5 protein-coding genes are annotated in these 16,200 nt (G+C 35.5%); 3 read left to right on the top strand and 2 right to left on the bottom strand.

From position 1 onward, the window contains the following. The first annotated feature begins 92 nt into the window (after positions 1 to 92). The 3 genes from DWB61_RS02305 (at position 93) to DWB61_RS02295 (ending at position 4,447) form a co-directional block, all read left to right on the top strand. Positions 93 to 2,678: a S9 family peptidase gene (locus DWB61_RS02305; protein ID WP_125029282.1), complete on the top strand. Its 2,586-nt coding sequence runs from the start codon at positions 93 to 95 to the stop codon at positions 2,676 to 2,678. Positions 2,679 to 2,848: 170 nt separating this feature from the next. Beyond that, positions 2,849 to 3,619 carry a peroxide stress protein YaaA gene (yaaA, locus tag DWB61_RS02300; RefSeq protein ID WP_125029281.1) on the top strand — a complete coding sequence of 257 codons (771 nt, stop codon included), beginning with the start codon at positions 2,849 to 2,851 and terminating at the stop codon, positions 3,617 to 3,619. Between the two features lie 117 nt (positions 3,620 to 3,736). Then, positions 3,737 to 4,447, top strand: coding sequence for a hypothetical protein (locus tag DWB61_RS02295; protein WP_125029280.1), 711 nt, complete (start codon positions 3,737 to 3,739; stop codon positions 4,445 to 4,447). Positions 4,448 to 4,508: 61 nt separating this feature from the next. On the opposite strand, the gene DWB61_RS02290 is transcribed toward DWB61_RS02295, so the two are convergent. Beyond that, positions 4,509 to 5,498 (bottom strand): PorP/SprF family type IX secretion system membrane protein, encoded by a 990-nt coding sequence (locus DWB61_RS02290; RefSeq protein ID WP_125029279.1) that lies wholly within the window; start codon positions 5,496 to 5,498, stop codon positions 4,509 to 4,511. 148 nt (positions 5,499 to 5,646) lie between these two features. After that, positions 5,647 to 15,546: a T9SS type B sorting domain-containing protein gene (locus tag DWB61_RS02285; RefSeq protein WP_125029278.1), complete on the bottom strand. Its 9,900-nt coding sequence runs from the start codon at positions 15,544 to 15,546 to the stop codon at positions 5,647 to 5,649. Between the last annotated feature and the right edge of the window lie 654 nt (positions 15,547 to 16,200).

Raw genomic sequence — 16,200 nt, 5'->3', positions numbered from 1 at the left:
CTCATATCATCTTTCATACTTAACACAGCATTTAAATGTAATTTTAAATTATCAAGCACAATACATAAACCTTAAAACACGATACCAATCTCATGAACAAACTACTTTCCATTATTGCCTTGGTGCTCATCTTTAATTTGAGCAGTACAGCAGAAAAAAAAGATGACAACAAACACGTTGCAATCAAAAATTGGCTGCAGACTGAAGCTGCTCCTGTTTTACTCCCAGCCTTTCATAATTCTTTGGATATTGAAAATAAAAGCTTTCAAATAAAGGATTTACTTATCGAAAATTACATCAATCTTGAAATATTAAAACCTGAAGAAAATGAAACCCTTAATTGGAATCAACTTCAATTAAAATGGAACAAGGCTGATCTATCCAAAAAAGGATATTTAAACACAAAGGGGTCAGACAAACACTTAAGCTACTATGCAACTTATATTGAAGTTGAAGATTGGAGCAAAGCCAAGCTCATTGTGAAGACTTACCCAATGCTTGAAATATATCTGGATGGAAAAAAAATTGCATCCCATTATAATCAGGAAGATAATGTAGCTAAAGAACTGAGTGCTAATATCGCTTTAGATCCAGGTAAACACTGCCTTATTATAAAAGCTCTTTCTCTTAATAAAAATAACTCATTCAAAGTTCAATTGAAAGCTGAGGATGGATGGAAAACTGGTGATTTTAAAATTTCAACTTCAGATGAACAATTCATTACGATCAACAAAATTCTTGATGGTAAAAAAGTAAACTCATCGGTCCTTTCTGCAAATGGAGAATATGCTTTAATTTCATATTCACGTAGCCTACCTCCATCTGACAAAAGTGAAAAATGGAAAATTATTCAATCGATTATAAATGGTAAAATCATTCACACTTTTAGAGGAAGTAGTCTTTCACAAATAAAGTGGTTACCACAAGGCAACAAACTTTCTTATTCCAAAGATTATAATGGAGAAGCCTCTCTTTTTATTTTAGATTTAGATAAAGGACAAGAAAGAGAAATTGCAACGCACATCTCCAATTTGGAATCTTATACTTGGACTCCTGACTGCAGGAATATTATTTATTCTCAGGCTAAAGACCATTCAAAGGAATGGAAAATCAGAAAAATTCAGGGCATGGAAGATCGCCTACCTGGCTTTAGATACCGTAGCTTCTTATATAAGCTAAATGTAGAAAGTGGTGTTAAGCAAAAGCTAACGCATGGTACGCTTTCAACCCAACTGAATGACATTAGCTCCGATAGCGAACACATCATATTTACCCAGTCGAGACCTGATTATAAAGAGTATCCTTACAGTAAGCAGAATCTTTATCAAATGAATCTTAGAACCTTTGAAATAGATACCATTTGGGAAGATAAATTATTTGGAGGTTCTGCCCAATATTCTCCTGATAATTCAAAAATAGTAATACAAGCTGGTCCATCTTGCTTTGGTAAACTAGGTGAGAATATTGGGAAGCAAAAACTAGCCAACAATTACGATGGTCAGTTATATATCATGGATCTGAAAACAAAGAAAGTTAATCCAATTTCCTTCAATTTCGATCCTGCAATTGGCAGTACTGTGTGGAATAAAAATGATGGTCATATTTACTTTAAAGCGAATGATAAAGATTACGTTAGACTTTTTAAATATGATCTGTCAAATCAGGTTTTCACAAAATTAAATATCAAGAGCGATGTTGTTAAGAGTTTTAATATCGCATCTAATGGTTCTAAGATAGCCTATATTGCCTGTAGCATTTCGAGTCCATACCAAGCGTATATTTATGACCTGAATAAAAACGAATCTACGAGTCTTGTTAATCCAGAGAAGGAGAAATTCAATCGGGTTAAATTTGGAAAAACTGAAGATTGGAACTTCACCAAAAAAGATGGTAAAACGATTATTGGCCGTGTTTATTATCCCCCAAATTTCGACGCCAATAAGAAATACCCGATGATTGTAAATTACTATGCTGGAACTGTTCCTGTAGAACGCAGTTTTGGTGGTCGCTACCCATTAAATTTATATGCTGCAATGGGTTATGTCGTTTATTTACTTCAACCAAGCGGAGCCACTGGCTTTGGTCAAGAATTTTCTGCAGAGCACCAAAACAATTGGGGAATCACTACTGCTGATGAAATTATTGAAGGAACAAAGAAGTTTGCTGCCTCACACTCATTTGTTGACGCTAATAAGATTGGTTGTATTGGGGCATCTTATGGTGGCTTCATGACCATGTTACTGCAAACCAGAACTGATATTTTTGCAGCTGCAATTTCACATGCCGGAATAAGTGACATTACCTCATATTGGGGAGAGGGCTACTGGGGATATTCTTATAGTGTCAATGCTTCGGGAAAATCATTCCCATGGAGCCATCGAAAATTATATGTGGATCAAAGCCCTTTATTCAATGCAGATAAGGTAACAACACCTATGCTGCTTATTCACGGAAGTGTTGACACCAATGTGCCATTGGGCGAAAGTATTCAAATGTACCAGGCACTTAAACTTTTAGGTAAGGAGGTTGATTTTATTCAAGTAAAAGATCAGAACCATCAAGTTTTAAATTATACGCAGCGTATCTTGTGGAATAATACGATTTTTGCATATTTTGCTAAACACCTAAAAGATAAAAAACAGTGGTGGGAATCTTTATATCCTGATCAAAACATCTAAAAAATATCATTTAGAGATAGAGTTTTTAAAGCAGATGCCAGTCATCTGCTTTTTTCATACTTGCATGTTTAGGCCTATATAAATGAGACCAATATCGACATCAAAAAACTCAATTAGTATATCTGTTTCAAATCACATATCTTAGATTCTTAATATCAAAAATTCAACATATGTTAATCCTCATATCTCCAGCTAAATCTCTTGATTTCGAAACTGAAAGTGCTACTCAAAATTATTCTGAAGCTAGCTTCTTAAAAGAATCTCAATCTTTAATGAAGCAACTTAGAAAGCTCTCCACTGATGAAATTGCCAATTTCATGGGTATTAGTCCAAATTTAGCACAGCTAAACTTCGAACGTTTTGTAAACTGGCAATTACCATTCGATATGGAAAATGCGAAACAAGCTATCCTAGCATTTAAAGGTGATGTTTATACAGGACTTGATGCAGCCACTTTAAGTGAGGATGAATTACAAATAGCACAAAAAAACTTACGTATTCTATCGGGCCTTTATGGTATCTTAAAACCTCTGGATTTGATTCAAGCCTACCGATTGGAAATGGGCAAAAAACTTCAAACTTCAAAAGGTAAAAGTTTATATGAATTTTGGGGCGATAAGATTACTAATGAAATCAATAAAACCTTAAATGAGAAAGAAGATAAATATCTTATAAATTTAGCATCAAACGAATACTTTAAATCTGTAAATAAAAAGAAAATCAAAGCAGAGGTTATCACACCCGTCTTTAAAGATTTAAAGAATGGTCAGTATAAAGTAATCAGTTTCTTTGCAAAGAAAGCACGAGGGCTGATGACTCGCTATATCATCCAGAATAAGATTTCGGATCCAGAATATCTAAAAGCATTCAATTCTGAGGGCTACATCTTCACCCCTCATCTTTCTACAGATACGGAATTAGTCTTCACAAGAGATCAATAAAAAAAGACTTTGAGTTCTTGTTTTTTCTTACATTTTTCGCTAAGTTTAAAGGAATGCTAGTGACACGCTGTAAGCATAGAATTCAACTAATTAAGTACCACTAAATCCCTCTTATATATGACTGAAACCACACAAATTAAATATGGAAGCCTTATAAAAGAAGAAGCCTTTGAGCTTATTGAAGGTGCTGTACTTCCTAATACTTTTGTTCTTGAATCATTGAATCCATTCCCTGGATTTTATGAATATTACGACAGCTTACAAAAGGATATCACACCTCATTATATCTACTTGGTAACTGACAAGCATTACGATTTGGAGCAATTCACTCGTGCCACACAAAAAATTATGGCTGATACCAATAAAAAATATCATGCTGCACTGGGTACGATTACTATTTTCAATACCGTTCACAATGTTATTCGAGTTCGTCATATTGAGCAATATGCAGATATCAAGGAATTGCAAGCATATTACGTTTCTCTAGGTATTAATTTTAAGGATAAACCTTCAAAATTTAATCACCCTAAAGGAATAACTCGCTTAAATAAATTCTTCTCATTGGAACAAATAGAAGACAATTTTTATTTGGATACCGTAGAGGCTAATCATGGCTACTTTAAAATCCCCAAATACCTTCCATGGAGTGAATTTGAGCAGCTTACTAAGCAAGTAAAATACAATATGGACTTGTTGCACTTCGATGCTTCTATTGGCTTTATCTACGATCATTTTAAAGCTATTGATATCATTCGGATTTACGCTGAGAATTTGACTGTAGATATGCTTAAACAAATTCGAACAAAATATATCGAACGTATTAAATAAGGATCAATTAATTGATAAAAAAACAGGCTCATTCAAAGGAATGAGCCTATTTTTTTTTGTTCTAGAATTGTGGATACCTTACCCGATTAGGTCGACGTCTTCTTTTACGTTTCTCTATAACCAATGGGAATGAAAATGATAATTCATGTGCTCCTGTGTTGGTCTGTACCAACTGAGTTATGGTATAGTCGTAACTATAAGCTATCTTAAATCTATCGGTAACAATACCTGCCATCAAAATAACCGCATCATAATTCAGCTGAAAGTTTTGGTTGAACCAAAAGCCAAATACCAAAGAACTCTTACTTAAATACATTCCATAATTCATTTGAGTAAACTCACCCTGCTTTTGAAATAACAAAGCGGGTGCCAGAACCAAACCATTACCACTAATGTCTCCAGATAATGAAAATTCAGCTCCTGCATGAAATGTATATTTGGCATTCAATTGATCATCCTCAAAATCATCAAAACTAAGATTAGGCTGATTCACATGGCTCGCTGCAGCACCAAAATAGTAGTTTTTATAGTAAGCCATTAGCCCCACCGAAAAATCCATCCCATTCCAACTTCTATTGCTTGGATCACCAGAGGTATTATGAGGAAACACATCTCCATAAATAGGTGAAACCTGATCTGGGAATATTAAATTCTTAAAGTCTAACTTTTTCTGTATTAAAGCAGCTTGAATTGCTGGTCGAAAAACTAGATCACTATTAATTCGCAAAAAGAATGAATATGCACCCGAAAAGGATGTCGTTGTTATGGCTCCATCACCTTGATCATCTTGCATTACAAGAAGACCTAATCCCCCATTTAAATTCGAAAAGAAATTATCATATGAAAAACTGTAAGACACATATGGATAATCCAAATTAGGCCATTGATTGCGATAATTCAGACTAACACTAGCGTGATCACTCGAGCCTGCTAATGCCGGATTTAAGTATAACTTATTCGCATAAAATTGAGAAAAACGAATATCCTGAGCACTCCCTACTAAGCTTAATCCGAAAACAAAAAAGATAATAGAGAGTATAAACTTATTCATGTATTTTTATGATTATGTTATTGCTATAATAATTCTTATATAGCATATGATACGTACTACAAAAGAACAATTATTTCTTTTATTATTTATATACTTAACAAATTAATTCATATTGAAAGATATTCCTAATTTTTCAAAAATCAAAAACTTATCGAACTAAGACCATATGCCCCTTTTCAGTAGCTTCACCATTTAGAATTAAAATCCAAACATAGACACCTGTTGGACATTTTTCACCACGATATGTTCCATCCCATCCACCACTATATCCTGCTTCTGATGTTCTATGCATGAGTTCTCCCCATCGATTATAAATATAGAGTTCAAAAGTTTCCTCAATATTGATCTTCTTCAAGTAAAAACGATCATTCTCATTTACCGATCCAGGTGTAAATGCATTAGGTGATTCTATTCCAATAGGTTTTACAACGACGATAGCAGAATCTTTAGCAACACAGCCATTTCCATCTTCAACTGACAATCGATATGTATTCGATTCGAACACTTCCAACTCTGTAGTTACATCACCCGTTTCCCAATCGTAAATATATGGGCCATAATCTTCATTTAAATTTGGTTTTAGGACTACAGATTCCCCTTCAAAAATAAGCGTATCTCTTAGATTAATAAGTGGTGTTGGGTTCATTTTAATCACTTGCGTTTCCACACAGCCAAATTCGTTACTAACACTTAAGGAATAATCTCCAGGTTGATCAATTGTTCTATCCCATGCACTGTAACCATCATTCCACACAGCATTTTCCATGTTGCGAGTATCAATTTCAAAACTTTCACCTTCGCATAGGAATTTCGATTCGCCTATTTCCGGATTCGCTCTAACATCAACCTTTACAGAGCCTGTTGCAACACAACCATGCCTATCACTAACATTGATTGTAAAATTATGAATACCAACAGACAAATTCTCTAATTGAGGATCACGAACAGTTGATTTACTGAACTGATCCTTATCAGAAAGCCAATTAATTTCGGAAATCTCACCAACAATATCTGTCGCTAAAACCAACGGTTTACACTGACCTATAATCGTATCATTTATTGTTGTAATTACAGGAAGTGGAGCCACATTGACATTCACAATATCAGTTCCTAAACAACCATGCTTATCAACTACAAAAGCCACATATCTTTCAGATTCACCCGATGTAAATACGGGTGTCTTTGAATTTGGGTCATCCAAATAGCGACTCGGAGACCATTTTATATTATTCATTTCAGTTTCAGCCCACAATTGTTTGCTTTTACATGCCCCAACATTAACATCTTCAATAGCCTTAACGACTGGCAATGAATCTATTTTCATTATCTTCTCTACCGTTGTATTTGAGCAACCGTTCTCGTCAGTATACGAATAACGTATTGGGTATTCACCATGTCCTTTATTGGGATTAAAAGATCTTTCTCGCACACCATTTACCCAATAAATACCTCCTTCAGGAAATCCGCCTTTTAATTGGAATTCAGACTCACACAAACCGTGAGAATCCAGTGCTGATAAATTAACTTCTGGCAAAGAATGAAGTGTAACCACAGAATCGATTTGAGCATAACAACCTGTTTCTTCATCAACAATTCTTATACTTATATTCCCATTTTCGAGTTCTCCCCAAGTAATTTTAGTCTTTGCACCTTCATTTACGCTCGTGAATTCGCCTCCTTCAACCTGCCATAAATAATTAATATTAGGCTGAATCGAAGTAGTATATGCTACTCTATCCTCCAAAACACAAAGTTCCATTCGACCATATATCTGAGTATTTGGAAGAGCATTCACATCTAAGCGTTTAGAGTCTGAATACCGTTTCGAGATACATTTATCAGAAAGTTCACAAGTATAATAACCTCTGTTTGATAGGTTACTTCTATCGATTTGATAACTCGAATTATTCGCACCAATTATATTTTCTCCATTAAATTGCCACTGATAAAGGATATCACGTCCTTCTGCCTCTACTGAAAACTCGGCAGCTTCTCCATCACAAATCTCAAGATCACCACTTTCACTTAAAACCTGTAAGCTTGGGATAACTGATAAAATTATGTCAGGACTAGTAATTTCTATACTACATGATGAATTAATAGCACAAGAGTAAATGCCGGCGTCTGCCTGAAAAATATTTTGGACAGTTAATACAGAACTCGTTGCACCTTCGATATCAATCCCGTTTTTACGCCACTGGTAACTTAATTTATCACCTCCATAATTCACACGGAAACTAACTTCATCCGTTTTTTCACAAACTTCAACACCTTCAGTATGGCTTATATAATATGGCAGTTTCTGGATGTCTAGTTGTGCTTTACTACTTACATCACCACATTTGCCTGAAATATCTACACGGTATTCACCTGCTTGATCCATCACTAAATTCAAGATATTTAACGACGCCTCACCAGAGATACTATTCCCCTTATATTGCCAATCGTAGATTAGGCTTGAACCATCTACATCAGCTACCCATAGAAGATTCTCATTTTCACATAACTTTTTATCTTTCAGATTCGAGTTTAATACAGTTTGTCTATACACAATCAGATTTACAGTTTCAATCAAACTGGCACCTTCACCATTTATTTCACAACGGTATTCTCCAGAATCAGCATAATTAAGCTCAGGTATAAAATAGCTCAAACTATGATGATTCAAATTAAGACCATCTTTAAACCAGTTAATATTATAAACCTCTCCTTTTACCTCAATATTTAAACTTAAAGGATCACCCAAACACTTTTCTATATCAGCCAGTTTATTTAGGCCATCTATAATCTTTAGTGGATCTTTTACTGTCAAGAATCCAGAAGTAAATCGTTTCCCGCAGGAACCACTGATATAACACGAATATTCTCCTGAATTTGCCAAGCTTATATTCTGCAAGTCAAGTTTTGAACTTGTTTCTCCTAGTTTACTATCAACACCATCAATATTTGTGTAATGCCATTCATAACTTAGATTGCTACCCGTAACATCCAAAACAAACTCATAATCACTACCAACATATACCACCTCACTTTTTAATGAAGATTGGAGAATTGTATTGGGATGTACTATCACTTGAGCATTTTCAATTAGCTCAAGCCCACAAGCGTCAAGATTACTAACACGACACTCAAGATCATAAATACGGAAAGCATTAACATCAGCAGCTTGTACATTTTCTATTATAAATTCTGATTTTCCTGAATAAGTCAAATTTTCAATTCCATCAACAAACCATTTGTAGGTCAGATTATCTCCTGTTGCTTCTGCTCTTATCACCACATCTTCACCTTGGCAAGCTTCCTTACTTGGAATAGCAGCTAAAGTTGGTAGAGCAATGACTTTTTGAAAGCCTAGACTAAAATCATCCCCGCAAGCATTACTCACTTCTACACGATAATTTCCTTCGTCACTAATCTCAGCCTTGTCTAAATCTAAATTATAAGTATGAGAAGATGAAAGGCTACCATCACTCAAGATCCAATTAATTGTAACATCCTTACCAGCAAAATCAATTGGGCCTAAGCTTAAATCTTCACCTTCACAAATAGGACTTAAACCATCCAAACCTGCTGTAATATAAGGAACGGTATTAACTATCAATTCAGTTGTAAAAATTTCATTCCCTGATCCATTACAAGTTCCGCTTACCTCACATTTATAAATTCCAGAATCAGCCTCTATAACAGCATCTATTTTCAAGTTTGCAACATTACCAATGATTCTTCCATTAGGTGCTGTCCAAATATAAGTTGGGTTATCACCACTCACTTGGGCATCTAATAAAAACTCATCGCCAACACACAGATTCTTTTCTGCATCCCAACTTGTTGTAGCAACAACCTCATCAACTACTGAAATAAATTTCGTTTTAACTTTAGTCATACAACCGTCGCTAACCTCGACCTTATATAATCCTCCACTAGACTTATCAAGACCAGCGACAGTGTATGTACTAGTACTACTCAAAACTGTAGCACCCTCATTTTTGAACCATTGATATTTGACCACCAATGCATCATCTTTACTAACCACAACCACTAAATTTTCTGAAGTATTCTGACACAGTTGATCAGAACCCGTTATATCATTAATAATCAACTCATCGAAATGTGATAGTTTAAATTCTTCTTTATGAGATGGGCAAACACCATTGCTAACTTCAACTGAATAATTCCCATCAAGAGCATCTGTTCCACTTAAATTAAGCGAGGAATTTGTCCACGAACGTGCATTTTCCTTCCATTCAAAAGAATATGGAGTCGTACCATTCAAGTTCTTCAAATCAAAATTAATCCCTGCATCTTTACAAATTTCAAAATCATCTATAGCATCAAATGTTATGGGCTGATAAACTTTAACACTCACCTCATCTGATTCATCATTTGATAAACCTTCAACTGTCGCTTTGAACGAATATGTATTTAAAGAAATATCTGCATTACTGATACGCAATGTATTTTTGTTTGATTCCGAAATAATCGTATGATTAGCCAAACTAGTAATGGCCATAAATGCCCCACCATCGCTATATTCCCAATAGCAAGTTTTGCCAGCACTTAATGATTTGTGCTCCATTACAAATTCAAACGTATCACCTTCGCAAACCACTGTGTTTTGTGGTTGACTAGTAATTTTAACACTAGCATCGATTAATAACTTTGCTTTATTACTCGTTTCGCTAGAACATGCATTACTAACAATACAATAATATTCGTAAGCATTCAAATCTATTGTTGCAGGGTTAATAGTTAGTGTATATGTCGTTTCTCCTATCATTATCCCTGTCGGATCGCAGTACCATTGATAAGCTATCGGTTCCGTTCCGTCTGCCTTAACAGTAAAGATGGCAACTCCACCTTCAGCAATCTTAACATCTGCAGGATGCTCAGTAATATTCACATTCCTTTTTGTTTCTAAGCTAGCCTTTGATGAAACAGCTGCATCACAAAAATCACCGCTTACCTCACAATAATAACTTTGTCCATTACTCGCTAAAAGATCAACAATTTGAAGATTTGAAGACGTCTCACCTATCATAGCAATATTATTCTTATCAAACCATTGATAAATTAGACTTCCTTCTCCAATAGCACTAACAGAAAAGTTAGCTGGACCTGTTCCCTCACATAAAGAAACATCGCTTGGCTGAATCGTAATACTTGCATGTTCACGCACATCAACACTAAATTCAAGAAACTTATTCCCGCAAGCATTTGCTGATATCAATTCACAACGATAAATCCCCTCATCAGTCAGATCAGCCATTCCAAGATCAAGAGTAGAATTTGATGATAAACTCACCGCTGGAGCATCATTCTTATACCAATTATATATTAATCCAGCACCGCTACCATTTACAACAAGACGTAATGGCTCTCCCACACAAGGCGTAGGACTCACATTCGAACTTGACATAATAGAAATCGGTTCATAAATACTCACTTGAGCTGTCGCTTTTACATCACCACAATACAATGTATTGACCTTAGCAATATAATTCCCAAAAGCCGTAGGATATTTTGCATTAACAAGTGTATGAGAAAGACCATCATTTAATTTGATACTTTCATCTGCATTCCACCAACTTGCGGTTGAATAATCACTGCCAGTAATAAGCATATTCAAATCAACATCACCTTCACAAGCGTTAATATCAGCAATTGGTGCTAAACTTGGTCTGTCATGAACAAGAAGCTCAAAATCACCTTCTATCGTATTACAATCTCCACTCAGTTTATACTTATAAATAAAACGACCTGCACTGTTATGAACGCCAGTTTGAATATTTGTTTTCCCCATAGCAGATGCGATGACACTTCCTGAAGGATCAAACCACTCGATCTGATTAACCTGTCCTGCTTTACTTATCTTCAATTCAGCCTGTTCTCCTTCACAAATATTTATTGTAGCTGGACTAACTTCAACAACACTTATATTCTCATTCACGACCAACTCCCTCTGGTAAGTAATAATATCACCACACGAAAGAGTAATTTGACAGTAGTAAACTCCAGAATGTTCAACTTTCACTTCTGCTATTTCATAAAAGCTATCTGTCCCAATTACTGCAGAACTTGGGTCATTAAAATACCATGAGAAAGTTGGATTACCTTCATAGGCGATATCCAAACGGTAGTTAGGAGTGCCTTCACACAATTCAACAGCTTCAGCAGTTTGAGAAGTATTCACCTCATCGGCAGATATATTCGCATTTACGGTTTTTGAATAGCCACATCTATTAGTCACTTTACACGAGTAAGTTCCCAGGTTTGCTAATTGAACATTATTAATGACAAGACTTGATTGACTGTTTACGATCAGATTTCCTGATGGATCTGTCCATTCATAAGTCAAACTGGAACTCGTTGGAATATCTTGTATGTGTACTTCAAACTGAATATTCTCTCCTATACAAGTTGAAATATCAGCCATCGTAGGATTAGTAAAATTCTCCAATAAGTAAACATCAAATTCTTGATCAACACGTGTACCACAGGTCGCTTCAGCCGTAATTCTCCAACGACCTTGTTTCAAATCGGTAACCACTAAATTGAAAGGATTACTGATTGGATTAATAATTTCTCCCGTCGTTAAATTCTCTGCAAAATAAAGACTCGCTTCACCATTATCTGTTATGGTGAACTTTATCGTTTCATTCAAGCAATAAGGTCCTGTTTTATCAATTTTTATTTCATCAACAAGTAATTTAGGACTAACGGATAAGATACTCATTGAACTTTGGCTACCGCAGCGATTTGAAACCCTTACTTTATAATTCCCCGCCATTGCACTTTTGACTGAACCCAGAACAAAGTCTGAACCTGTTTTATCAGCACTTGTTACAAATGGAATTTCCCAATCGTAAGTATAGTAATCACCCGAATTCGCTAATTCTGCTTTATAGGTATACAAATCACCTTCACACAAAGTCACATCAGCCAAAGCTGTTAAATCAACCTGTGGAATAATATCATCAGGACCAATATTTTTCACCAATTGGTTTCCAACGCAAGTATGCTCATCGGCCAAACCAACATTATAAACTGCAGATACGGCAACTTTATAATAAGGATCAGTCATATCAGCCAAAACCGAATAGCTTGATTCACTTGTTGTGGCAAGTAAAGTCTCAGCTCTATACCATTTATAGCTTAAGCTGGCCCCTGCTGGGACTGAATTCACTACAGCTGTCAGATCTGAAGAAGCTTTATCGCATAAATCCGTTGGAAGTTGCAAATCAATCAATATCGGACGACCATAAACAGACAAGTCTCTACTATCTGATGGCGTACTACATGCATTTCCAACCTCACATCGAACGGTATATTCTCCTGCAGGAAAGTCAAATAAATAATCTTTTCCTACATATTTCTGATCATCATTCACAAACCACTTGACATCAGAATAGGTCCCAGTGACAACCGCTTGCAAGCTCTCTAAATCACCTTCACACAATTTCGTGTTATCTACATTAATCAAGACTGTAGCCATTTTATCAGCAACTAGCTCAACTTCAACCGAAGCTGTTCCCGAAGTTACACCACACTGCTGAAAACTTTCTTTAAAACTAATACCACACCTATAAGTTCCTGCATGACTTTCTTTAACTTCAGAAAACTCAATTTTGTGCGTCGTCAATCCAGTTATACTAGGATCAGTAATTGGCGCATAGTTTTCTCCCTCTTTCTTTTCCCACTGATAATCGTACCAACTCACATCACCATTTGAGATATCAAGCTGACCTGACTGTCCAACACAAAAATGTTGAGGTTCAGTAAAATCTTTATAACTGTAATTAGGAACAACTAAAGCATTGAATTCAGCCTGATCTTCAACGGCTAAAACAAAAGAGATACTATCAATAGCAAATAGACCTTCCTGCCCTGCTGGATTTGAATTAACGATTGAGATACTCGCACTCTCAGCATCGCCTGAAGCCCAAAAAGCTTTTACTGATTGCCAGGTGTTGATATCATCTAATAGGAAATTATCGTAAACTTTATCATTATTCACATATATATCAAGAAGTTGAGAATAACCTTCCTGCGCCATTCTTCCGTATAATTTTAAAATAAAACCCTGATCCTTAATATCCTCTGTGATTGTTTTTTTCCAAATCACATCACTAGTCCCAAAGCTTGAAGAATGTGTTAACAACATGAGTCCACCACCATCTTTATCATTGAAACTATGAAACTGTGTATTTATATCCTGGGGATTGTAGCATAAAACAGATTTGCCGGGATCACTTAAATTACCAACAGACATAAAATCGAAATCTGAATCAAAACTACCACGTCCAATCGCAAAATTCCCATTATAAATAATATCCAGATTAGGATCACGAAAATAAGCCTTAATAATATACTTGGTCTCTTCATTGGGAGCATCAACAATTAAATTCGAGTTTTTGAACAGTAAGTTTTCTGGCGTAATCACATTCTTGTACCACTCGTAAAAGTCAGCTTCGGGTGTACTTTGAACAGAAAGTTCGATTTTATCATTATAACTCTCACAGAGGTATCCTAAATCATGATCGAACCCAATCCCCGTTTCAGGTATAATGGGTGAAATGGCTTTAGTAAAACCCGAAAAATAACCTGCAGCACCTACTGCATTATCTTCTACTGATAAAGCCACATAAATAGCCTTATTCGACATGACAGACACATTCTCATCTGAAGTTGAATATTTATATACAACCCACTCATCATTACCTGTAATCGGCTTGGCAGACGATTGACTCAAAGGCGTTGTCGATTTGTTAACAAAAACGTTTGCTCCCTTTTGTGCATATATAGCTACTATACCAGTTCCCACTTGGTTTACAAAAGGAATATCAACCTGACGAAATCCTAAAGAACTAATTGCTGGAATAAAATTCATACCAACCGTTGCATAGGCATAATCTATACTCCCGCTTGTCCTATCGGAAGCTGAGGTGGTTTGGTATAGATAGACATCATTATCACAGGTAATCAACATGGTTCCATCAACAGTGTAATAACTCGTTTCTATCGCATAATAATCACCAGCATTTAAGGGCGTTGGGTTTATTTTTGTAGTACTTCCGTTGACAAAAATATTTGTATTATCCTTTGTTGCAACAACAATGGGTCGCTCAGTCTCGCTATTACCTTTACCTTTAAGCAGAATATATTTGCTACCCACCAAATCCTCTGGCACTATTTGATCAACACCAATATCTTGCCAGGAGTTAAGCGATGCTCCACCTGTCCACGAACCAGAGTTAACGGCAATAGGTTTATCTGAAGTAATATGAGTTCCATTAAAACGATTAACATCTGCCGCGGTTAAGAACTTGTGATCAGCTCCTAGAACATAGGATTGACCTGCATTAAGATTTACCGTAATGTCACCTGTTACAGGAAGGGCATTTTTTGTATCTGATGTTAGGTTACCGACTTTAATATCCGAAAAAGTTACTTGAGTGTTATCAACTGTAGCCATTACAGATATAAAATGGCTTCTATGATTTACAATACTATAATTCCCATCTTTTCCCCAACCATATACGTTTTCTCCTCTTACACTAAATAAGTGTCCAGAACGAAATGACGTACCTAAACCTGCTTGACCTTTAGCAGTCAAAAACAAGCCATGAATCTCTGACTTGTGTCTAATATTCACATAGAAGGCCTCGGTTGATGTAAAAATTAGTCCCTGGTCACTTATGACTTTATTTAAACTCGTGTAATTAACAACGCCAAGAGGTGGATTAACCAAGGTGCCACTTCCCAGTGCCACTGATTTAGGTGTATTTTTTGAAACACCATTTACAACCTGAAAAATTGTACCATCACCCTTCGTAATCGTAACATCAATGGGTATTTCTGAAGGTGTAGTGAGAACGACCCAATGATCTTCAATATCATACTCATGAGTAGTACCTGCATACAAAGGTGGCACATAGTGGATTAGATCTAATTGAGCCTTTGCGGCATTAGAAAGAATAACTAGAAAAAAGATGATGGCTATTTTAAAAATAACCTTTGTTTTTATCGTAAAAAAAGGAAAATAAGTCATAACAACGATTTTGATTACACAAATTAATCAACATCGACGTTTGTTGGCTGGCGTTCTATCTCAAATCAAATTCACGACCAACAACTTAATTATTGTGATAAACAGACACAATACTTACACTAACGTCACTAATCCAATTTACGCAACAAATCAATCATCTTCCAAACAAATGCACCACTTATCAATAGAAACAATCCATTAATCAAACATAAGTACTCCTTAATCCAAATTTCAATCAATTAACTAACAACTAAATAAGATCATAAATCTATTGATATCAAAAACTGATATGAATAATTTATTTTCAGTAAATTCTATAAATCAGCACCTGACCCATGATGATTAAATGACAAAAATAAACGACTAAAACATCATTTCCATACATTAAAACAATTAAACTAAATTTCACAATATATTTATTGTTAACAAATATGGATCAGGAAAATTACAAATCAGACTTCATAATTTTCAAATCGAGTAGGTAGGGGGATTACTCCCCCGCCCTCTCACACCACCGTGCGTACTCTTGGAGTTGCTACATTTACTTGGACAGTGAGTTAAGGTATAATTATCTTAATAATTTATATCTTAGAAAATGGAAAAAGAGAGACGAAAATTTAGTAGAGAGTTTAAATTAAATGCTGTTGAGTTAAG

The sequence above is a fragment of the Ancylomarina euxina genome (assembly GCF_003863355.1).
GTDB classification, from domain to species: domain Bacteria; phylum Bacteroidota; class Bacteroidia; order Bacteroidales; family Marinifilaceae; genus Ancylomarina; species Ancylomarina euxinus.
Note: the sequence above shows the minus strand (reverse complement) of the source record. Positions and strands in the feature narration are given on the sequence as shown.